Annotated in this window: 17 protein-coding genes; 4 read left to right on the top strand and 13 right to left on the bottom strand. The window is 36.7% G+C overall.

Annotation, left to right across the window (positions count from 1 at the left end; translation table 11 throughout):
• Positions 1–19 precede the first annotated feature (19 nt).
• From RBU59_RS26075 to RBU59_RS26050, 6 genes are all read right to left on the bottom strand, one after another.
• On the bottom strand, positions 20–1,621 hold the full coding sequence (locus tag RBU59_RS26075; RefSeq protein ID WP_308145396.1) for an N-acyl-D-amino-acid deacylase family protein: 1,602 nt from the start codon (positions 1,619–1,621) through the stop codon (positions 20–22).
• On the bottom strand, positions 1,618–2,733 hold the full coding sequence (locus RBU59_RS26070) for an alanine racemase (RefSeq protein ID WP_308145395.1): 1,116 nt from the start codon (positions 2,731–2,733) through the stop codon (positions 1,618–1,620). Before RBU59_RS26070 ends, RBU59_RS26075 begins: the two co-directional genes overlap by 4 nt.
• Positions 2,734–2,923: 190 nt before the next feature.
• The gene (locus RBU59_RS26065; protein WP_308145394.1) at positions 2,924–5,407 is read right to left on the bottom strand and encodes a beta-mannosidase; all 2,484 of its coding nucleotides are present in this window, start codon (positions 5,405–5,407) and stop codon (positions 2,924–2,926) included.
• Positions 5,408–5,743: 336 nt separating this feature from the next.
• Complete coding sequence (locus RBU59_RS26060; RefSeq protein ID WP_308145393.1) at positions 5,744–6,589, bottom strand: carbohydrate ABC transporter permease; 846 nt, start codon at positions 6,587–6,589, stop codon at positions 5,744–5,746.
• Positions 6,590–6,591: 2 nt separating this feature from the next.
• Positions 6,592–7,536 (bottom strand): carbohydrate ABC transporter permease, encoded by a 945-nt coding sequence (locus RBU59_RS26055; protein WP_308145392.1) that lies wholly within the window; start codon positions 7,534–7,536, stop codon positions 6,592–6,594.
• A gap of 241 nt (positions 7,537–7,777) precedes the next feature.
• Positions 7,778–9,124, bottom strand: coding sequence for an ABC transporter substrate-binding protein (locus RBU59_RS26050; protein ID WP_308145391.1), 1,347 nt, complete (start codon positions 9,122–9,124; stop codon positions 7,778–7,780).
• Positions 9,125–9,800: 676 nt separating this feature from the next.
• Here RBU59_RS26050 and RBU59_RS26045 point away from each other — a divergent pair.
• Together RBU59_RS26045 and RBU59_RS26040 are read left to right on the top strand one after the other, a co-directional pair.
• Positions 9,801–10,463, top strand: coding sequence for a helix-turn-helix transcriptional regulator (locus RBU59_RS26045; RefSeq protein WP_308145390.1), 663 nt, complete (start codon positions 9,801–9,803; stop codon positions 10,461–10,463).
• 18 nt (positions 10,464–10,481) lie between these two features.
• Complete coding sequence (locus RBU59_RS26040) at positions 10,482–11,843, top strand: MATE family efflux transporter (protein WP_308145389.1); 1,362 nt, start codon at positions 10,482–10,484, stop codon at positions 11,841–11,843.
• 175 nt (positions 11,844–12,018) lie between these two features.
• Here the strand turns inward: RBU59_RS26040 and RBU59_RS26035 are convergent, their stop codons facing one another.
• From RBU59_RS26035 to RBU59_RS26020, 4 genes are all read right to left on the bottom strand, one after another.
• Entirely contained in the window at positions 12,019–13,134 is a 1,116-nt protein-coding gene (locus RBU59_RS26035; RefSeq protein WP_308145388.1) for a hypothetical protein, read from the bottom strand.
• 75 nt (positions 13,135–13,209) lie between these two features.
• Positions 13,210–13,833 (bottom strand): hypothetical protein, encoded by a 624-nt coding sequence (locus RBU59_RS26030; protein ID WP_308145387.1) that lies wholly within the window; start codon positions 13,831–13,833, stop codon positions 13,210–13,212.
• 81 nt (positions 13,834–13,914) lie between these two features.
• Positions 13,915–15,297, bottom strand: coding sequence for an MATE family efflux transporter (locus RBU59_RS26025; protein ID WP_308145386.1), 1,383 nt, complete (start codon positions 15,295–15,297; stop codon positions 13,915–13,917).
• Positions 15,298–15,390: 93 nt separating this feature from the next.
• The gene (locus RBU59_RS26020; protein ID WP_308145385.1) at positions 15,391–15,996 is read right to left on the bottom strand and encodes a TetR/AcrR family transcriptional regulator; all 606 of its coding nucleotides are present in this window, start codon (positions 15,994–15,996) and stop codon (positions 15,391–15,393) included.
• 267 nt (positions 15,997–16,263) lie between these two features.
• Between RBU59_RS26020 and RBU59_RS26015 the strand changes: the two genes are divergently transcribed.
• Entirely contained in the window at positions 16,264–16,677 is a 414-nt protein-coding gene (locus RBU59_RS26015) for a hypothetical protein (RefSeq protein ID WP_308145384.1), read from the top strand.
• Between the two features lie 168 nt (positions 16,678–16,845).
• Entirely contained in the window at positions 16,846–18,132 is a 1,287-nt protein-coding gene (locus RBU59_RS26010; RefSeq protein WP_308145383.1) for a LysM peptidoglycan-binding domain-containing protein, read from the top strand.
• 56 nt (positions 18,133–18,188) lie between these two features.
• On the opposite strand, the gene rfbC is transcribed toward RBU59_RS26010, so the two are convergent.
• The 3 genes from rfbC to RBU59_RS25995 all read right to left on the bottom strand — a co-directional run bounded on the left by rfbC (position 18,189) and on the right by RBU59_RS25995 (position 22,311).
• Positions 18,189–18,794 (bottom strand): dTDP-4-dehydrorhamnose 3,5-epimerase, encoded by a 606-nt coding sequence (gene rfbC / locus RBU59_RS26005; protein WP_308145382.1) that lies wholly within the window; start codon positions 18,792–18,794, stop codon positions 18,189–18,191.
• Positions 18,795–19,074: 280 nt separating this feature from the next.
• Positions 19,075–20,772, bottom strand: coding sequence for an arginine--tRNA ligase (argS, locus tag RBU59_RS26000; RefSeq protein ID WP_308145381.1), 1,698 nt, complete (start codon positions 20,770–20,772; stop codon positions 19,075–19,077).
• Positions 20,773–21,309: 537 nt separating this feature from the next.
• On the bottom strand, positions 21,310–22,311 hold the full coding sequence (locus tag RBU59_RS25995) for a helix-turn-helix domain-containing protein (protein ID WP_308145380.1): 1,002 nt from the start codon (positions 22,309–22,311) through the stop codon (positions 21,310–21,312).
• Between the last annotated feature and the right edge of the window lie 76 nt (positions 22,312–22,387).

The following is a 22,387-nucleotide window of genomic DNA, read 5'->3' as shown; positions in this document are numbered from 1 at the left end:
TTCAATTTTATTAACAATTTTAATATCCTATCTTTATAACAGAGCCATTAATCCGGCTTATTATTGTATCATCCGATACGGCTATTTTTCCGTTTACCAGAATCGTTTTAAATCCGGAACAAAGTTTTTTGGGATCTTCATATACGGCATAATCATTTATATTCATAGCATCAAATACATTGATATCCGCATAACATCCTTCCTTAATCCTTCCTCTTCCTTTTAGAGAAAGCCTGTTGGCAGGAAAATATGTCATCTTCTTAATAGCTTCTTCCATGGTAAGCACACGACGTTCCCTTACATATTCTCTTATTATCTTGGGAAAGGATCCATACAATCTGGGATGGGGGCAATCACTCACTCCATACAGTGAATCCGAAATTACCATGGAATACGGAAGTTTTGATACTGTGTCCACATCTTCCTGCGACATGGAAAGGAGAATGATTCCCACTTTTCCTTGTTCTTCTATTAAGAGATCACACATAAATTCACCGGGTTCTTCATATCCGGCTATAACAGCCGCCTCATTAAATTTCAATCCGGAAAACTTTCTGTTGCTCTCTTTTGTAACGGAACTAATGAGAATCCGCTCCCATCCGATTGCCGTAACCATGTTATCCCATCCGGTATGCTCTTTATAAAGTTCCTTTATTAGTGTTTCTTTACCACTTTTTGATGACAGTTTTTTTAGTGTCTCAACAAGGCTGTCTTCCATCACGGATGGCGGAAGAAGACTTAAAAGAGTGGTTGAACCTCCGCAGTACGGGTAAAAATCCACGGTAATATCCTGTCCTTTGTTCCGTGCCTCTTCAATTAGCCCAATAGCTTTATCAATAGTGACTCCCCAGTTTTTCACACCAGTAACTTTAAAATGGCTTATATTTAAAGGTACCTCTGCTTCCCTGGTTATTTCTATAATTTCCTTTACGGAGGACACCAGATTATTTCCTTCTCCTCTGATATGGCAAGCCAGAGGACGACCATAGGGAGCTGCGGCTGAAATCAGTTCCGTCATTTCTTTTCGGGTAGAATAGCACTCCGGCTGATACATAATACCCATGGAAAGTCCGACAGCTCCTGCTTCCATTCCTTCCTTTATATACGCCTTAGCTTTCTCCATCTCTGCTCTTGTAAATGGAGTTTTACCATACCCTTTTATTGCTGCTTTTAAGGTTCCGGTACCAATATAACTTCCAACCTGAATCGGAAGCTCTTTTTCCTCCAGAGCTTTTATGTATTCAGAAAAATATTCCATGCTCATCTGTTCCGGTGCGATGCCAAGGCATGGTTCAATATAATCAAAGATATCTTTGCGATATGCCATGGGTGCGGGAACTGGAGCAAGGCCGCAATTTCCGCCAATAACCGTTGTAAGACCCTGGGATATTTCTATGGTACCGAATTCAGGATTATATAAAGCGTCAATATCACAATGCCTGTGGGTATCAATAAATCCCGGAGTAACCGTTAGACCTGATGCATCAATTATATTCTCTGCATCAAGATCCTTATCTTCTGTAACAGCAGCTATCTTATTCCCCTCTATCAGTATGTTTTTCTGATAAGGGCTGCCGCCGCTTCCATCATAAATCAATCCGTTTTTAATCAGTGTTCTCATACCAGCATTCCTCTCGCCGCTACTTTCTCCTGAATCAGTTTTTCACCGTCATAGAGGTAGACCTGATTCTGCATATTAATAGCGGTACATACATGAATTGGTATCAATTCAATCTTATCCCCGACCTTAAGACCGGTATCACCTTTTATACTTGTAATGATACCATGTTCTTCATTCATCCGGCGGAGTCTGAGATCCTCATTTCCCACCACCAGAGCATATCCGGGATAATAATACGGCGCCGTATCTAAAGGGATATCCATTGGAAATGTTTTAGTTCCCCCGTCAATAACGGCATATTCCCTGCAGGGTACACTTACTACGGTTGCATAGATTCTGACAGCAATATCTTCTCTATTAGCTGCCCCCTCCATACAAAGCATATGGTCGTTAAAAATGTAAGTTCCGGGACGTATTTCAGTTACTTTACCGGTCTTAGCTACCTCAAGTCCCGTAGGAGTAGATCCGGCACTGACGTCTTCTATTGGAACACCTGCTTTCCTAATATCCTCTGCAATCTGTTCCATCAGATCCCCTTCTTCCAAACCTGCCAAATGTTTATCCACGGTAGCTTCATCGTGATAGACCAGACTTTTAAAGGTGTAGATTCCCGTTAGTTTCAGATTGGAAAGGCCATAGATCTGCTTTGCCAGTTCTGCTGCCTGGGTTCTCAAAACTCCGGTACGTTTTGCACCGGTGTCCACTTCCAGGCGCACCTCAAGAATCAGGTTCTCTGCCTTCGCCGCTTCATTCAGTACCTCTGCACATTCCATACTGTCCACTGCCAAAATAAGTCTTTTTACATGTTTTGCAAGTTCTATTGCTCTTTTGATTCGGAAATCACCTACCATGGGATAAGCAATAAAGATATCTTTGGCTCCTCCGTCTGCCATCACTTCCGCCTCGGAAACTTTTGCGCAGGTAATACCGGCGGCACCGTGTGATAACTGCATTCTTGCAAATACCGGCATCTTATGCGTTTTAATATGAGGTCTTAAACTGCAATGATAAGCATCTGCTGCCGCCTGCATCTTTGCTACATTTTCCTCTGTTTTTGCCATATCAATTACAATACAGGGTGTTTCCAGCTTCTCAAGTAATTCTCTCTTCATAATTATTCCTCCTTTCCTCTTTCCTGTCGTAATATAACTTCTGTTATCAGGTGCTGTCTTGTACCGTGCATCCATTCACAGGAATAACTGCTTATTCCTGTTATATGGGAAATTACTTACTGATCTTCCGATATAAAGAAGATGCCTTTTCTACCGCACATAATTATATCACTTTTGGCGAATTATTCCATCAAAAACTTTCCGCCACACTTCTTATATGAAGTTTGGCAAGTAATTCATCTGCCGTAACCGGATTTTTAAATTCCTGCTTATTTACAGTAATAAGAACACCATCTTTTGAGGTAATATCAAAGTAATTATCCTCAAACACCACATCTTCCTCTTCAAGATACAGTTCCACATAGCTGGCATATACATCCGATGTTATAAGAATGGAATAGTTTTCTTTCTCTTCTGTTACAGAAATTTGGTATTTTGGTACTTTAAATTCGAAATATTTCGGTTTTACAAACAGATTGGTTCCCCTGCTTATTACAATGCCATTCTCAAGGAGAGTATATTCTGCTCCCACCTGCTTTTTTGACAATCCACTATTCAGATAATCGGAGAAATCAATCTGCAGTTCATTTTTAACCTCAAAGGAACTTGCCGAAATATTCTTCTTCGTCTCAAAAATTGTGTTTAAATCCCTGTCAAACAGTCTGATCTGCAAAACGGCTTTACGGTTTTCAAAGGATTCATTGTGTATATAATAATCAATCTCCGTACTTAATTCCTCTTTCTCACAGGCAGTCGCCATAAACCTGGAATAGAAACGTTTTGCTCCGTAATGCAGCGCTTTCCATCGTCCGTAATAATCCACACTCGCCCAGGATGCAACCGGCCAGCAGTCATTTAACTGCCAGTAGATTGCTCCCATACATCTGCCCCAGTTTCTGCGCCAGTGTTCCACACCGTACTGAATTGCTTTTAATTGCAGAATTTGAGAGATATAAGCAATACTTTCCATATCTTTTGGGTATTTATAATATCCTGAAATATATGAGAAAATCTTTGTATTGGCCAATCCGTTCTTCTGGTGGGATTCCATAACTTCACTGAAGATATTCTGATCCTCAGGAAGACTGAAACTGTCTAAGGTTTTCTTACCAGGAAATGACTGAAAGCCGAATTCAGAGCAGAACCGGAAATGAAAATCGCGGTATTCCGTAAACGGTTTATTGGAATGCCATACCTCCCAATAATGATTATCTCCACGGTTAAAATCATTTGGATTATCAAAAGAACCACCGGAGGATGGAGACGACAGCCAGTAATAAGTCTGATCATCTATTTCTTTTGTAATTCTGGGCAGCAGCATTTCAAATATCTTAATATAATCCGCTTTATATTTTGGCCGGTGCCCCAAAAGGCGGGCCCAATCAGCCCAGCCCCATTCCATCTCATTATTACCGCACCAGAGTGCCAGGCAGGCATGATGACGGAGACGTTTTACATTATCTATGGTTTCAGCCAGGATATTTTCTTCGAATTCATCATTTAAATCGTATACATTACAGGCAAACATCAGATCCTGCCATACTAAAATTCCATATCGGTCACAGATATCATATACATAATCCTCCGGATAATATCCTCCGCCCCAGATTCGGATACAGTTAAAATTAGCCCTGGCACAGTCCTTTATTACTTTTTCGCTGCGCTCCCTACTTAAACGTCCAAGTATATTATCTTCCGGAATATAGTTGGCACCCATTGCAAATATCTTTTGTCCGTTAATCACAAATGCAAACTGATTTCCCCATTCATCCTTGTCCGTACAGACTGTAATTGTCCTGAGTCCTATGAATTTCTCCCAGGTATCAAGTTTTCTGCCAACCGATTCCAGTTCGACTTTCACCTGATATAAAGGCTGCTGACCGTAACCATTGGGCCACCAGATCTCAGGATCTTTAATCTCTATATCAAAACTTTCGTTTTGTTTTCCATTTAAAATTTCTTTTTTACCGTTTATTTTAACCCCGTCCGGACTTATGATTTCATATTGTATACAAAGAGTACTATCTGTAAGTCTTTTTACTTGTGTATCTAATTCCAGTCTGACTTTTCCATTTTCATGATGCTGACGTATTCTGACATCATTCAGTTTTGCCGTACTGTAACCGGATAAATAGACACTCCTGAATATTCCCGCGTCCGGAATCTTGGGACCCCAGTCCCAGCCAAACATATAATGTGCTTTTCTTAGCGCCCCATTCCCTTTCATACAACCGGTCGAAGCATAGAATATATCACTCTCTTCCTGTACCTTTTCTATGAACTCTATAGGTGAATGAAATATCACTTCCAATTCATTATTCCTGTTTAGTTTATTTTTCACATCAATTCGATAGGTACGATGCATATCATTAACGGTTTTTAGCAGTTCTCCATTTAAATAAATGTCCGCAATGGTATCCAGACCTTCAAATACCAGACTCTGCTCCTCTTCTTCAAAGAAATCATCCGGCACTTCAAAACTTCTAAAATACCGATAATCCTTTCGAAACAGTTCCTTTGTCTCATATTCATTTGTTCTCCAGTATGGATCTTCTATCATTTCATTAGCAGCCATATCTGTCAGTATACTGCCTGGTACCTGACCCTTCCAAATCTGTTCCTCGTTGACAGTACACCAATTCCAGGTTCCGTTTAACGTCAGTCGATACTCCATTTTATCCTCCATTCCAAACATTTTAATTTCGTACTTTTGCATCATTTACTTATCTGTGTATATATTGCCGCAGATGATTTCAATTATTACTATTTCTTCACATAAATTAAGGAAGAAACTTCTAATGAGCACTCTGTGCTCATTTCGAGGTTCTTCCCAAGTGAATAGTCTTTTCTATTCACTTTGTGAATAGTATCTTTCTATTCACTTTGTGAATAGCTCTTTTCATTCACTTTGTAAAGATACTTTTACTTCACACATGCTCCATTGCATGAGACAAACTGACTGTCATACCACCATACATAATGAAGTGTGAAAACCCCTTTTACAGCATAGTCAACCTTTAATTCCTGAAGTTGCAATTCCCTCCACAAAATTTCTCTGAAAGAACAGGAAGAAGATTACAACCGGAACAACAAATATAGTTGCTGCAGCCATCAGATGAGTCCAGTCTACGGAATATTGGTTCAAAAATCCTTGTAAGCCTAAGGACAATGTCAGTTTTTCTGTTTTATTAATATAGATAAGCGGTGCCAGGTAATCAGACCATGCTGCAATAAATGCATAAATTCCCACCGTTGTAAGTGCAGGTTTTGACAAAGGAAGGGCAATAGACACGTAACGTCTTAACTCTCCTGCTCCATCAATCTTAGCCGCTTCCATCAGGGAATTCGGTAAGCCTGCAAAGAATTGTCTTACTATGATGATATAGAAAGGACTTCCGAAAAAGGTAGGTGCGATTAACGGTATGTAGGTATTAGTCATACCAAGTCCGGACCATATTTTATAAAGAGGAATCATGGTTACCGTATAGGGAATCATCATAGTACCCATAATGAGCGTAGAAATAAGGGGAGCACCTTTCCATTTGATTTTAGCAAGGGAATATGCAACCATTGGTGTAGAAATCAGCTGTCCGGCAATAGATAGAAAAGTAATCAGGATCGTATTCATCATATATCGCATATACGGAATCTTTTCCATCGCTTCTGGGAAGTTGCTCCAGATAAACTTTCGCGGAAATAATTTTACCGGAAGTTCAAATGCATCCGCATTAGTTTTCAGTGCCGTCGTCACCATAATCAGAAATGGTGAGAAAAATATTAAACTTAAGAGAATAACGATCAGATATAACGGAATCGGTTTCAGACGTTTCTTATAATATGCGCTTGTATTTTTCATGTCTATTCGCCTCCCATTCCATTATTTGATACTTTTTTTGTTATTTTAGTCATGATTAATGTTAAAACACAGACAATTACAAATAAAAACCAAGCCATTGCTGACGCACGACCCATCTTCATGTAAGAGAATGCGTTATTGAACAAATACAGCGGATACATAAGGATAGAATTAGCCGGTCCTCCCCCTGCAGTACTTGCTCCGCCTCCGGAACTGGCATTAATAATAACGTAAACCTGAGTAAAATACTGGAATGAATTGATAATATTCAAAATTGCCTGATATACCAGAACTGGTGCTACACAAGGAAGTGTAATCTTAAAGAATTTATTTATGGAATTGGCACCATCAATTTCTGCTGATTCGTAATAGCTCCTCGGAACATTCTGAAGCGCCGCCAGGCAGATTAACATCGTCGTACCGGTGCACCACGTTCCCATAAGAACAAGTGCCCATTTTGTATAAGCCGGATTTAACAGCCAGGAAGGTCCGGATATTCCAATCAGGTCAAGCACACGATTGATATAGCCATAGGTAGGATCAAACATCCAAATCCAGACCATAGTAGCCGCAACCATTGGGATAATTGAGGGCATAAAGAAAATGGTTCTGGCTACACCTCTCCCTTTAAATTTAGAATTTAAAACGGAAGCCAGCAGCATTGCGATAAATAAATTTATCGGCGTTGATACAAATGCCATAAATAAAGTATTTTTTAAGCTTTTAAAAATCAGTGGATCACGAAATAAATATTTAAAATTCTCTAAACCCACCCATACCGGAGCTTTTACCGGATTAAAATCAGTAAAACTGTAATATAACGATGTTAACAATGGAATCAGACTGAAACAGATAAATCCAATAATCCATGGAAGTGCAAATAGAAACCCATTTATATTGTCACGTACTTCTGATTTTTTCATTTTTTTGGCAGTCAGTTTCGACATTAGACTACTCCTTTCTTATTTAAGTAAGCCCATGCTTTATCTCAGTCTGAGATAACCCCTATAAGGGAATATCACATATAATATTTACGAAAACTACATATGCGATATTCCTATTCATAGGCAGTATTAAAAAAATAGAATGATTCAACCGTACTTCATAAAGGCCACTTTACGCTCAGAAGTCACATAAGAATTTTTCTCTTGCAAAACCGGCTCCTGAATAATTACTATATTATGTATCTTACTGTAAAAGTTTAGCTTGTTCTGACAATGCCTTTAATACATTTTCCGGTGTATCCATACCATTGTACAGATAATCTAAATGCTCTTCGATTAATGATGTGTATTTTGATAGATCTGCAATCTTAGGATATTCAATACCATTTTCTTTTTTCAGAGCTTCGATGAATATATCAAAGTTTGGCTGTGCAAGAATATCAGGATCATCATATAAAGAAGGCTGGGTCGGCAGATTTGCCATTCCAATCAATAGTTCCTTGGTTGCTTCTGAAGTTGTGAAGAATTTAATGAAGTCCCAAGCACCTTCTTTTTCTTTTGAAACTACAGGGATAGCTAAGGAATTTGTTTCGTAACGGCTGGTACCTTGTAATTCAGGATGAGCTTTTGTACCGGGAATTAAAGCTACACCATAATTAACATCTGAATTAAAATTCTTAATCATTGCCGCTAACCATGTACCATCAAAACGGAATAATTGTTTGCCCGCAAAGAACATATCATTTTCTGTATATCGGTTTGTATTGGCTGTTGCAACGAATTCCTGAACCTTTTCGATGCCGTACTGGCTTCTGTATTTAAGGTTCATATTTAAACTGTCAGCAATTCCAGGATTATCAGGAGTTAATGTTTTTCCGTCATCAGACCACCATCTGCCGCCGAATGCATAAATTAATTCCTGTCTTGCACTTGCTAATGGAAACAGCGGATAACCAAGTCTTGTGATTGTTCCGTTTCCGTCAACTTCAGTAGCTTTCACAGCCATATCATATAATTCTTCCATTGTTTTTGGTGGTTCGGTATATCCGATTTCCTGTAAGATATCCTTATTATAGAACATCTGAATTATCATGGCTGCATAAGGCATACCATAAATTTTATCATTTAACGTATTTGCTTCTAAAGATTGATTTGAAAATTGATCTGTTAAAGAATAATTTTCAGCTGTAGCCATATCAGAAATGGAATCAATTAAACCACTGTTTGCATAGGTTATAATATTCTGATTGGATGTTTCAACTACATCCGGTGCTTCATTACCGGAAATAGCTACGATAATCTTCTGGTTATCAGTGGCACTTAGCCCTTCTACTTCATATTTATCCTGACTTTCATTATAAGCCTTAATAGCATTTTCAAAACATGTGGCTTCATCACCCTTATGGGAATACCAGAAAACTATTTTTTTCTTCTCACCGACAGCTGCATCCCCATCACCAGATTCTTTCTGAGTATCCTCAGAAACACTTGCTGCAGTATCCGCCTCTGAATTCTTTTTCCCTCCACAGGCCGTCAACATGGTAATTACCATTACCATTACCATTAAACATGATAACATTCTCTTCATCATATTGTTTTGTTCCTCCTTCTCTTTGCATAAATCTTCCATAAACAATTGTTTTGTTTATCAGACTTTTTTTTATGCTTTTTTTCGATTTTTTTTGACGAATTAAGAATATCATACTTTTTGTTTGTTTTCAAGTGTTTTAAAAATTATTTTTTTGGTTTTTTTACAACTTTTCACAATATAACTAACTTTTTTTAATTAAAAAATCACTTCACTACATCAACTTGTCAAATTGAATCTAACTTTATGTATGAAACACAACATATTTAACAACTATCCGGTTATTTATATGATTTACCAATTGCCGATATATATCAACAGATATCTATAGAATCTAAGACATCTTCCCTAAAGCCAAATTATGTCCTAATCTTTATCTGGATTATTCTGTCAAAAATTTAGTATGATATATAAGACAAAAAATTTTTCTGATAAATTTTTTCGAAATTTCTGATGTCATTATAACAATTTTTTATTTTGTAATAAAATAGAGTTTTATATTTATCTAATTCTGTTAAACATAAATACTGTTATAAATGTTAAGACACAGCACATTTACTGATTCTTACTTTTTTTCTGGTTTTTATATTGTTTAAAAACTTTTTATATGATATAATGGCTGTAAACCGCAATATTGCAACAATTATCAAATTTTATTTCTTTTTATGAGGTGAATTATATGAAATCTATTGACGACGCAATACCTTTGTTCCAACAAGTACTTACCTTAATAGAGAAGCACTTCGGCAATAAATGTGAAGTCGTATTACACGATCTGACTAAAGATTATAACCATTCTATAGTAGATATACGAAATGGAGGTATTACCAACCGCACGGTCGGTGGCTGCGGAAGCAACCTAGGTCTTGAGGTTTTACGCGGTACCGTAGTAGACGGCGATCGTTTTAATTATGTTACTACAACTCAGGACGGTAAGATTCTTCGTTCTTCTTCTATCTATTTAAAAAATGATGAGGGTAATGTGATTGGTTCCATCTGCATTAATCTGGATATTACAGAGACACTCCAATTTGAAGGTTATCTTCGCCAATTTAATCAATTTGATAACTTTCCTAACGAAGAGGAAATCTTTGCACCAGATGTGAATAACCTTTTGGCTCATTTAATCCAGAAAGGTCAGGAACAGATAGGAAAACCTGCCTGTGATATGAACAAAAACGAAAAGATAGAATTTATTCGTTATTTAGATGAAAAAGGGGCTTTCCTGGTAACAAAATCAGGGGAACAGATTTGTGAATTGCTTGGAATCAGTAAGTTCACATTCTATAATTATCTGGAAACCAGCCGAAACCAGGCAGAAAATTCTGACAATACACTTTAATAAGAGGGAGACATTACTATGACGGACCCAAAATCTATCTCTCTGACAGAGGGACCTGTAAACAGTAGAATACTGCTGTTCACAGGTCCCCTCATTGTTGGTAATCTTTTTCAGCAGTTATACAGCACTACCGATGCTTTTATTGTCGGTAACTATGTAGGCAGCAACGCACTGGCGGCCATCGGTGCCAGCGCACAGATTATCAATTTGTTTATCGGCTTTATTATTGGTCTGACTACTGGCGCAGGGATTATAATTGCCCAATATTATGGCGCTTTAAACCACTCAAAACTACATCAGGCCATTCATACTTCTTTCTGGTTCTGTATTATCGGAGGTGTACTGGTTTCAGCCGCAGGTTGTATTTTGTCCCCGTCTATTTTAAGTTCCATGAATACACCTGCACAAGTAATTCCGGATGCAACCCTTTATCTGAGAATTTATTTTCTGGGGACGATTTTCAGCATTATATACAATATGGGCGCAGGTACTCTGCAGGCAGTCGGAGATACCAGACATCCTCTCTATTACCTGTGTATCTCTTCTGCTGTTAATGTTGTCCTGGTTATCTTGTTTGTTACCGTTTTTCATCTCGCAGTATTAGGTGCTGCCCTGGCTACGCTTATTGCACAGTTCGTTGCAGCTTTTTGTGTCATAAGACAACTTTGCTGTACTAATAACGTTTATCAGTTAAAACTATCGGAAATCCGTTATAATAAAGAAATGCTGATAAAAATTCTTAAATTCGGTATACCGACCGGTCTTCAGTCAGCAATTACCTCATTCTCCAATGTTATTGTACAAAGTTATCTGAACTCATTTGGTTCCCTTGCTATGGCCGGTAACAATATTTATAGTAAATTAGATGGTTTTGCCCTTCTTCCGGTCAACTGCCTTTCTCTTACTGCTACCACCTTTATCGCGCAAAATATCGGTGCCCGTAAATACGACCGTGTTAAAAAAGGGTTCTCTTCCTTATTATTACTGGGTAATAGTTATTCCATTTTCATTGGTTGCCTGCTCTGCTTCTTCAGCCGTTTACCGCTCCGTCTGTTTACTTCGGATCCGGCAGTAATCCACTACGGTGTTATGATGGGCCAGGTTTTAGGCCCCGGATATTTTCTTTTAGTCACTTGCCAGATATTAATCGGAACGGCAAGAGGTGCAGGCGACACACTAAATACCATGCTGCTTTCCATCCTGAATCTATGCTTATTCCGTATTATATGGCTGACCGTTATGATACCGAATTTTCGTTCTATTTACATATTATATCTGGGTTATCCCATTACTTGGGGAAGTGCTGTATTATGTATGACCGTTTACTACTATAAAAGAATCCGTCCCCGCCTTAGGGAAAATGAAGTTCTCAATATATAAACCATCCGTGTTTCCAGAAATATAGTAACTGCGAAGCTCACATATTGTCTCTATATGCCTTGCAATTAATACAATTTCAGAGCTGACTCCTGCCCACAGGGCATCTGAAACTAGAAACAAGAAAACAAAGCGAAAGGAGAATGTCCCCTTTCGCTTTGTTTTTGTTCTTAATTACTTACTTAACAATATCAAATTCATAATCGGTATTATACGTACGAACAAACAGTACATTATCCTTTTGTATAATATAGGATGCTGCAGACTTTAGAGGTTTTTTATCTAAAATTTTACCGGAACTAATATCAATCTGAAATAAATAATCCGGTTCATCTGTAAAACCATATCCGCAAATAATCACATTGCCGATAATCTGAAAATTACTTGAATTGCTTACTAATGCATCGGTTCTCCACAATATACTCATATCGGATAAGTCGATTGCTGTAATGTAGCCATTCATATTTTTAGAGCTTTTTGCATAAGTATTATGGCTATGTGAAATATATAAAATATTATCTTTAATAGAGGCCCAGTTAATTTTCTGCTGTATATAATCATAATCCTCTTCTATATAATCAGGAGAATATCTGTAATTAGAAAAATCCAGGGAATATACAGGTCTTACTGATGTTGCATCGTATATATTTAAAATATAACCTTCTGAATAATCTGACCCATAGATGCAATAAATATAATGATCATCGTGAAAAGCAGAGGTCATTGGAAGATCCTCCCACATTCCATCTATTTCATCCGGTAAATTATCACTTATGTTTTGTGATGGAATCGGTATCTGCAGGGTATTCATGGAAAGTTTATTATTTATGAACCAATTTTCATCATCGGTTATTTGATTCGCTTTTTTTGATTTCTCAACCAATTGTATCGGTTGATTTTTATTATCTGTTACTTTGTCTGCTTTATAATAGCTGAAGGATGGAGTCGGTAAGAGTACCGGATTATTAATATCAAAACTATTATCTCCTTGGTAGTTTTTATTTGTATCAATCGTTTCCGTTGAATGCTTTGTTACTTCTATTGAATCCTTTGTTGTTTTGCCGGTTGAATCACCCACTGACTCATCGGAGGCATTCGTTTGATTCTTCTTTAAATCATCCGCTTCTGTGCTTATTTCTTTTGTCTTAGCAGAATTCTCCGTCTTTCCCGCCTCTGTTTTGATAACCGCATTGTCTGTGGTTTCACCGTATACAGCCTTTCCTGCATCATTTTTACATGCTCCCAATATTGCTACTATTAATAAAGTAATTAGTATCATTAATTTTCGCTTCATTTGTACCTCCGTGATTTATAATTCTTTTACTTTCCATTTCCTGAATGGAATAAATTTTATTTGAAACTTTCTGAATCATAGATGATTTTTTCGATAACCACGGTATCCTTTCTCTAATAAATCCGGTATGAACACATTTCTTAACATAACCTTTCCCGTGTTTCTGCTAGCATCTACAATCCAGGCATTAGTTCTTGTATTATCGACATAATCCGTAAATATCATAACATGGCAGCCAGGTAATGCTATCAAATCTCCGGGCGATAATAAGTCTGATGTCTCCAGTGGGGATGCTATTACAGGTATAGTCTTTGTTAGCAAACGTTCCGTTAATCCCCAGCATATGGTAACAAGCCCCGAACAATCAACACCGACACAACTCTCACTGATACCGTTATCTCTGAAATCCGGCACATTCCCTGCATATTTTCCTGTTATTAAACCTGCATCAAACTCTTCAATAGTAGAACATCCACCCCAGTTATACGGTATCCCCTTATTAAACAGGTTGATCCTCCACCATCCACACATATATTCTGTGCTATTAAAACCGGTATCCGGAGTATTTACAAGAATTCCTTTCTCATCATAACCATGATAAGCATTTGCAAAAGTAGGTTTCCATATATGATCAGCGTATTTTAATGCACAATTCACTACATTTTTTCTCCAGATATTACTTTTACTATGTACATTCATAATTATTTCCCCTTATGGATAAATATGCTCAATCACTTTTCTATCAAAATACCTGGTTAATGAAATAACTGCAAATACATTTTATTGCCTAGCATCAGGGCAATTTAAATTCTGGCTGCTCCGTTTTCTTATCTGCCGTCTCGCATAAAAAAAGCTTACCACCTGGCCGATTCCTGCCATAGCCCAGGTAACCGGATAACAGATAAAGAGAACTGTAAATGAGGGATACCATGCAAAAAAAGTAGCCAGCCAAACGATTCTAAGGAGACAGGCACCTATCAGCGTACTAAGCATAGGCATCATGGAATATCCCATTCCTCTAGTTAACCCCGGATAAACGTTCATCATGCCACAAGTAAAATAGGTTGCCATCATAATAATCATACGACGCATGCCAAGATCAATGACCTCCTTATCCGGCGTGTAGATACCAAGTAACGGTCTTCCAAAAAGAATCACTGCACCTCCCAATATAATCCAGGTTACAAAAATCAAGACTGTACTTACCTTTGCAACCGTATCTATCCGGTCATATTTCTTCGCACCCATATTTTGTCCGGTAAAGGTGATGGCAGCGTTGTAATAAGCATTCATTGAAGTACCTACAAACCCCTCAATGTTACTGGCAGCAGAATTGGCTGCCACCATGGTGGATCCAAAAGAGTTAACTGCTGATTGGATCAGTACATTGGAAATGGAGAACAGCAGCCCCTGCAAACCGGCAGGCAGCCCAATCCTCACTATACTTTTTAACTTAACCACATCAATCCTCAGCTGTCTTGGTATAAACCGTATCGCCCCATCACACCGGTAAAGGTAGCTCATGATCAAAACTATAGATATATACTGCGAGATTATAGTAGCCCATGCTACACCATCAACACTCATATGCATGACGATTATAAAGAACAGGTTTAAGATTACATTTATGATACCGGTAAAAACCAGGTAATACATCGGGTGACGGCTGTCACCGACAGCACGAAGAATTGCAGATCCGAAGTTGTATATCATACTTGCAGGTATACCGAGGAAGTAGATTTTCATATATAATGCCGATAAGCCTATAATATCCTGCGGGGTTCCCATAAGTACCAACAGCGGTTTACATAGAATAAGCCCGGCTATCATGACAATAACCCCACTGATGATACTGATTAGAATGGAGGTATGAACCGACCGGCTCACTGCCTCCGGATTGTCGGCTCCATAATCCTGAGCTACTATAACACTTGTGCCAACCGAAAGACCCATAAACAGGTTAACGATTAAGTTAATCAGAGCACCGGTTGCACCTACCGCAGCCAGTGCTCTGCTGCTTGAAAAACGTCCGACAACAATCATATCCGCTGCATTGAATAATAGCTGCAGAATATTCATAGCCATAATGGGTAATGAAAAGATTAGTATTTTCCGAAATAGTGGTCCGTTGCACATATCCATTTCGCGTTTTTTTGTGTTCATAAAATAATTCGCTTTCTTTGCATCTGTCGTAAATTGTATGTTTTTTACCAAAGTTTGGTATCAATTATATCTTATCACATTCTTATTTCAAACTCAATCACATAATAAAGTTAATATTGTCCTAATAACAAGCTCTTTTGTGATATCCAGTTCACCTTGGGACCATTTATTCTGAATATAATTATGGCATACTTGTTCTACCAAACCATAGCTCATCCTTACTTTTTCAATCAAATTGGTCTTAGAAAATCCATCGGTATCCAATAGCTGATAAACTTTAAGCACTAATGCATTTTCAAAGTCGCTGAATAACTCTGCTATTTCTTTCTCAAGCAGAGACAAAGCCAAGAATTCATTATGAGCATTCCTGTTCATTGAATGGGATGCAATAGATAGATCAATAAACTGATTTAGTATGGCAGGCAGATTATTTTTATTTATAGGGGCAGCCAACATAGGCTGAAACTGCTCTGTCAGAGAAGAAATATAGAATTTAATCACTTCAATCAGAATATCTTTTTTGTCCTGGAAATAACTGTACACAATACCTGTCGAAACACCGGCTTCCTGTGCAATATCTACTGTATTCGTTTTATAATAACCCACGTCGCCAAAAAGTTTATAACTTGACATTATAATACTATTTTTTTTCTCGATTGATCTCTTTTGTTTTGGTTCCCTGACTTCTCGATTGACCATTCTGCACCTTCTCCTATCTTAATTGTACATCTATATTCTGCTTGTAAAAATCTAAATTATAATATATTAATGATTCCATACATATCTCTAGTATTCTTTAAATTAATCTATAAAGCTTTAAATCCTGGAAATTACAGATTTATTATATAATAAAAATAGATCTGCATCAATAGAACCTGAAATATTTTTCATATTTTGATTGACAAATCGAGCCATACGGTGTATGTTTTAAATATGAAACATATTTCATATTTTAGGAGGGAAACTATGAAACATTCCAAAACAAATATTACAATCAGACACTATAAATATTATCTTTTATTTATGCTTATTGCTTGTGGAGGCGCATTTATTTGGCAATTTTTCTTTCCTGTTTTAGGAAGTCAGCATTCTAGCTGGGCAATTAGTATTGGTTGGCAACGTGAAATTTCCTTATGGAATATTGGTATTATAGGAGCAATTATTGCAGCATTTATAAAAGAAAACATCGAATATATGAAAATATTAACTCTGCAATCAACGATTCTTTGCTTGCTGCTGGGAATTAATCATCTTATTTCTTTTTTAAATAATAGATCACTAACCTATACAATACATATTATGGGTATCGTTGAGGTATTGCTCTTGGGTGGCCTTTGGGGTTTAATTTTATTATACAAATCACAAAAAGGAGCAGATTGACGTAAATCTCGCTTAGACTCAAACAAATACATTTTTTCGTCTATTGGTGAGATTCAAAGTAGTACCATTCGGAATTTAAGTGAATGAAAAACTATAAAAGAGAAACTTTAAGGCAATTAACTGATTCTATAATCATATATTAATAGAAACTTAATCTGAGAGACTGTTATGATTATACATGTAGTCCAACCCGGAGAGACAGTAAATTCAATATCTGCATTCTATAATATCCCCGCTGAGAGATTGATACAGACTAATGGGATTAATAATCCGGAAAATTTAGCTATCGGTCAAGCTATCGCTATCATCTTCCCAGAGACTTTATATACCGTCCAGGCTGGTGATACCATGGGCAGTATCGCAGAGAAACATGGCATTTCATTATTAGAATTGCTGAGAAATAATCCCTATCTTAGTGGCCGAGAGTATATATATACCGGTGAAACCTTAGTTATAAATTATCAGAAGAAGAAAATAAGAAAAATAACAACCAGCGGTTATGCTTTTACACATATAAATCTGAATACCTTAAGGGAATCACTTCCTTTCCTGTCCTATTTAACCATATTTAATTATAAAATCTCAATAAACGGAGAACTTGTTGGTGATGATGACTCTAAAATGATTCAGATGGCAAAAGAATACGGCGTAGCGCCAATGATGTTTGTCTCTACACTTACCTCCGACGGTAAAAGCAACACTGAGGTATTTTATAGCTTAATCCATAATCCCGAGGTACAAGTCCGTGTTATTAATACCATTCTTCATATATTGCATACAAAAGGTTATTATGGAGTTAACATCTATATTGAATATATCAATTTAGAAAATATAGATATTATCGCTGATAATATTAAGAAAGCCGCTGATATATTCCATTCTGAGGGTTTCAAAGTATCTGTTACGGTATCGCCAAAAGTTAACATTGAAAGCCATGGAGTATCCTTTGACAAAATAGATTATTCTAAGTTTGCAGCATATGTTGATTCAGTTGTTTTTACCAGTTATGAGTGGGGGATGACATACAGCTACACAAGTTCTGTCACCCCGGTAATCATACTGAAAGAATTATTAAATTATGCAATAAGTATAATACCACCGGAAAAAATTATCATAGGTATTATACCTATCGGTTATGACTGGCTGCTACCATATGTTCCAGGTTTCTCAATAGCTAATGCTGTCACATCCGATAGTGCGATACAGCTTGCAGCAGATAGCAGCATACCGATACAATATAATGAACAAGCACAAGCACCCTATTTCTTTTATGTTAATTTTAATCAAGAGTTCTATTTATTATGGTTTAAGGATGCCCGCAGTTTTAATGCAATCGCAGATTTGTTATCTGAATACGGCCTAAAAGGACTCGCAATCTGGACTATTATGGATTTTAATACGCAATTGTGGTTCGTACTAAATACCGAATACGAAATAGAAAGAGTCCAATTATAATATTTAACTTTACAACCTAATCAAATACTCCACAGCAGACATCTGTTTTTTCAACATTAGCAGTTTAGAAGTAACCCTGCTGTTTTTTCTTTACTTCTTTTTGGTTTTAATGATATACCATCACTAAAAGGAGGGTGATTGCAATCTCTTTCAGAAGTTATTATGTTCATTCCCTCCGGAATGGGCCAATCAATAGCGATCGTTTTATCATTCCAGGGAATCCCGCTCTCATCCTCCGGATGGTAGTAATCAGTAAGCTTATAAGCAAATTCCGCTCTATCAGAAAGAACCAGAAAACCATGAGCAAACCCTTCCGGTATATAAAACATATTTTTCTTCTCCGCAGATAAAACTACTCCATGCCATTTACCATAGGTTTCAGAACCTTCCCGTATGTCTACTACCACATCAAAAACTTCACCGCTTATGACACGTACCAGCTTTCCCTGCTGATATGTTTTCTGAAAATGTAATCCTCTTAGAACACCTTTCATTGACAATGACAGGTTTTCCTGGACAAATACCATATCAAGCCCGGCTCTAATAAAATCGTCATAATTATAAGTTTCTAAAGAATAACCCCTTTCATCACGATAAATCTTTGGTTCTACCGTATATAGTCCTTCTATATCCGAACATTTTATAAACTTGAATTGTCCCATTTTGAATACCTCCTATCTGTTTCCACCTAAAACGTTACTAAAAAATGATCAACAATAACATAACCAAAAGTAAAATTACTGTACCAATGTCATCATAGTTCCAAATGACCGAATTCGGATGTAAGTTAAGTCTGATATAATTATACATTACCAATTTTAGGAAATCAATAACTACTCAAAAGCAAATTTCTATTTTTGTATCTCACCCAATATTCAAATTAAGTACATTTATATTACTTTACCATATCGTTTAACCAGGACTGGCTGTAACCAATTAATATTACATTTCTTCAGGGCATCGTATTCCCAAAAGCTCCATTGCATCCTTTATTGTTTTCTGTGTTAAATATACTAATACGAGCCGAGCCTCTTTCGTCTTTTTCTCTGCATTTAATATGTTGCACTCCTGATAAAACTTATTGAATATAGTAGCAAGTCCCCATACGTAACGCGCAACTACAGAGGGTTCATACCTCGCTGCCGATTCTTTCACTTTATTCGGAAAAGATGCAATTTCTTTTACCAGATTATAACTGGCCTGTTCTATTAATAGATTTGTTTCTATATCCATATTTATTTTATCAATATTTCCCTTTCTTAGAATACTCTTTGCACGTGCATAGGTATACTGTATATATGGACCGGTTGCACCGTCAAAACTTAATACCTCCTCCCAGGAGAAATTAATATTTTTAATACGCTGATGAAACAAATCATGAAATATAACCGCACCCAGACCAACTATTTCTGCTACTTGTTCTTTATTACTTATATTTGGATTCTTCTCTGCTATTAACTGGTTAGAACGCTTAATAGCTTCAAAAAGTATATCTTCTGCATATATTATATTTCCGGTACGTGTTGATAATTTTTCACCCTTTAGACTTACTAAACCGTATGGTATATGGACCAAACCGTCTGCCCAATCATATCCCATCAATTCGATTGCTTTAAAAACCTGCGCGAAATGTAATTTCTGTTCCAAACCGGTAATATATAAGCATTTGTCAAAATGATATTCATTATTACGATACAGAATTGCAGCCATGTCGCGAGAGTGATAAATTGAACTGCCATCATTCTTAGTAATCAAACAAGGAGGCATGTTGTAAGCTTCAAGGTTCACAATATTCGCTCCCTGACTTTCTAAAAGCAGCCCTTTTTCTTTTAATTCTGCCACCAGGGCCGGTACTTTGTCCATGTAGAAACTTTCACCTAAATAATAGTCAAATTCTATGCCCAGTAATCGGTAAATCCTGTTAAATTCTTTCAGGCTGATCTCTTTAAACCATTTCCAAATAGAAAGTGCTTCTTCCTCTCCCTGTTCCATTTTTAGAAACCATAAACGCGCTTCTTCATTTAGCATGGGATTATCTTTTACTTTCTTATTAAATAAAACATAAATTCGTAATAATTCTTCGATGCCGCCCTCTTCAACCTGCTCTTTAGAACTCCAGTTTTTATATCCAACAATTAATTTTCCGAATTGGGTTCCCCAATCTCCTAAATGATTGATGCGGATTACCTTATATCCCAGTTTAGTATAGATTTTATAAAGTGAATTTCCTATTACTGTTGTACGAAGATGACCCACATGGAAATTCTTAGCTATATTAGGCGATGAATAATCCATACATATCACTTTGCCAATACCCTCAGCACTTAAGTTTAGATCAAGGTTGTGTGCATCATCTAAAATAAATTTAATATAATTGCTTCTGTTTAGATATATGTTAAGATACCCGTTCATACTGCATATTTCTGTTATAACTGATTGGTCTGAATCATTTTCCAGATCAACCTTTAAATGGTCTGCTATTGTGACAGGCGATTTTTTTAATCTTTTCGCAAAAGAAAAACAAGGCAGTGAATAATCACCCATATCAACTTCCGGCGGAATTACAAGTAATTGTTCTATTTCATCGTCTGAAACTCCATCCAGATATTTGATTATCATTTTACTTAATACTTTTTTCATTTTTTCTCCATTCCTGCGCATATTTTATGTGCATTAAGATTTACACTGAGAATTGCGTATCCTAGCAGACCCTGCAGCAATATACTTCCACTCCGTGAGGTGTGTATCTGGTGTGCATCCTGTCCGGAAGGCTTTTTTATTGCATAGGTAAGGTCGGAGAACTTTCTTATGCAATAAAAAAGAACCGCATAGATTATTGTAAAAATCTAATACGGTTCTGTTACAGATATAATTCAGCACCGCATAGAAACAAGACGTATATCTCTTGAAACTATGCGAAGTATTCCATCACATAATTACAAGAGCCTACGTCTGTTTCTACGTCTCAAGTTAATTATTATTAATGCTGTCATAATATCCATCCTTTTTTTGATAACTTTTATGAAGCATAACACATAACTATAACTGTGTCAATTTAAAATTTATTTCCTATATTATTTATTGTAACCAAATTTCCGGCATAATTTCTCCGGCATAATAACTGTTACTCTTATTTCTCAAACGACCGGATATCATGTCTGATTAAACAGATATTTATTATTTACGGTGAAGCCACTGCTCTACTACTTTGTAGTATTCTGTATTTGGCTCAGTATTTTCATAATAAAATTCTAATGATTGTACATAAATATTTTGCCCGTCTACATCCACAAGATCGGCATTTCGATATAGGGATTCATCGGTATCATTGCCCTGGTTATTATCATAGAACATACAACGTACTTTCATACCTTCAAAAATTACATCAAAATATTTAAAACCATTGAAGGTGCTTTTCGCTTTCCCATCGTAATGAAAAAAATCAATTATTCTCTGCTCTTCATTCCATTTAAATGTCAGACAGATTTTTTCGAGTTTAAATTCCAGCCCATGTGCAAAAACCATTGTGCCGCCGTCTACTTTAAATTTAATTTGACCTTGATCCAGTTTTTTTGCCAATAAAAGCAATACGTTCCAATCTTCTTTCTGCTGCATTTCCTTAACACGGATGTGATATTTATACCCTGTATTTTCCATAGGTACTCCTCCTTTTAATTTGTTATCTCCATCATAGCAATAAAAGGAGTTTTGTTCCTGTTCTGAAGAATTTTGATTTGTCAGTAATAAATCCTTGCTAGTGATTGTATTCTTCCAACCACCTTGTATTTCAATTTTTATCAATAATGGACTAAATATTTTTATGTCCGGATAGGTTCGTCTGACAAAGCTAGGCGGAATTCCATGAAATCTTGTAAATGCTTTGGTAAATGCCTCTGGGGTTTCATACCCATATTTATATGCAAGGTTTATAATATGTATATTAGAAATCAAAAGCTCATATCCTGCAAGTGAAAGTCTCCGGTTTCGTATATATTCCATTATGGTCATATCACAAACAATCTTAAACAAGTTATTTAGTGTGGAAACACTTAGGTAAAATTGCTTTGCTATAATGCCTGGTGTTAATCTTTCAAGAAGGTTGTCCTCAATATAGTTAATTATTAATTGTACTGTATTCATTGAAATAGCATTAATAGGCTTTTTTGATTCCTCAGACATATATGGTTCTCCCTTTGAAAATAATGCTATTATTATACCTGTTATTCTTAAGATATTCCTGTCCTTAAGAATATGA

It is taken from the genome of Anaerocolumna sp. MB42-C2 (assembly GCF_030913705.1).
Taxonomy (GTDB): domain Bacteria; phylum Bacillota; class Clostridia; order Lachnospirales; family Lachnospiraceae; genus Anaerocolumna.
Note: the sequence above shows the minus strand (reverse complement) of the source record. Positions and strands in the feature narration are given on the sequence as shown.

Excerpts from the sequence above, each read along its gene's own strand:
- RBU59_RS26075 (WP_308145396.1), bottom strand. The coding sequence starts at position 1,621 with ATGAGAACACTGATTAAAAACGGATTGATTTATGATGGAAGCGGCGGC.
- RBU59_RS26070 (WP_308145395.1), bottom strand. The coding sequence starts at position 2,733 with ATGAAGAGAGAATTACTTGAGAAGCTGGAAACACCCTGTATTGTAATT.
- RBU59_RS26065 (WP_308145394.1), bottom strand. The coding sequence starts at position 5,407 with ATGGAGTATCGACTGACGTTAAACGGAACCTGGAATTGGTGTACTGTC.
- RBU59_RS26060 (WP_308145393.1), bottom strand. The coding sequence starts at position 6,589 with ATGAAAAATACAAGCGCATATTATAAGAAACGTCTGAAACCGATTCCG.
- RBU59_RS26055 (WP_308145392.1), bottom strand. The coding sequence starts at position 7,536 with ATGTCGAAACTGACTGCCAAAAAAATGAAAAAATCAGAAGTACGTGAC.
- RBU59_RS26050 (WP_308145391.1), bottom strand. The coding sequence starts at position 9,124 with ATGATGAAGAGAATGTTATCATGTTTAATGGTAATGGTAATGGTAATT.
- RBU59_RS26045 (WP_308145390.1), top strand. The coding sequence starts at position 9,801 with ATGAAATCTATTGACGACGCAATACCTTTGTTCCAACAAGTACTTACC.
- RBU59_RS26040 (WP_308145389.1), top strand. The coding sequence starts at position 10,482 with ATGACGGACCCAAAATCTATCTCTCTGACAGAGGGACCTGTAAACAGT.
- RBU59_RS26035 (WP_308145388.1), bottom strand. The coding sequence starts at position 13,134 with ATGAAGCGAAAATTAATGATACTAATTACTTTATTAATAGTAGCAATA.
- RBU59_RS26030 (WP_308145387.1), bottom strand. The coding sequence starts at position 13,833 with ATGAATGTACATAGTAAAAGTAATATCTGGAGAAAAAATGTAGTGAAT.
- RBU59_RS26025 (WP_308145386.1), bottom strand. The coding sequence starts at position 15,297 with ATGAACACAAAAAAACGCGAAATGGATATGTGCAACGGACCACTATTT.
- RBU59_RS26020 (WP_308145385.1), bottom strand. The coding sequence starts at position 15,996 with ATGGTCAATCGAGAAGTCAGGGAACCAAAACAAAAGAGATCAATCGAG.
- RBU59_RS26015 (WP_308145384.1), top strand. The coding sequence starts at position 16,264 with ATGAAACATTCCAAAACAAATATTACAATCAGACACTATAAATATTAT.
- RBU59_RS26010 (WP_308145383.1), top strand. The coding sequence starts at position 16,846 with ATGATTATACATGTAGTCCAACCCGGAGAGACAGTAAATTCAATATCT.
- rfbC (WP_308145382.1), bottom strand. The coding sequence starts at position 18,794 with ATGGGACAATTCAAGTTTATAAAATGTTCGGATATAGAAGGACTATAT.
- argS (WP_308145381.1), bottom strand. The coding sequence starts at position 20,772 with ATGAAAAAAGTATTAAGTAAAATGATAATCAAATATCTGGATGGAGTT.
- RBU59_RS25995 (WP_308145380.1), bottom strand. The coding sequence starts at position 22,311 with ATGTCTGAGGAATCAAAAAAGCCTATTAATGCTATTTCAATGAATACA.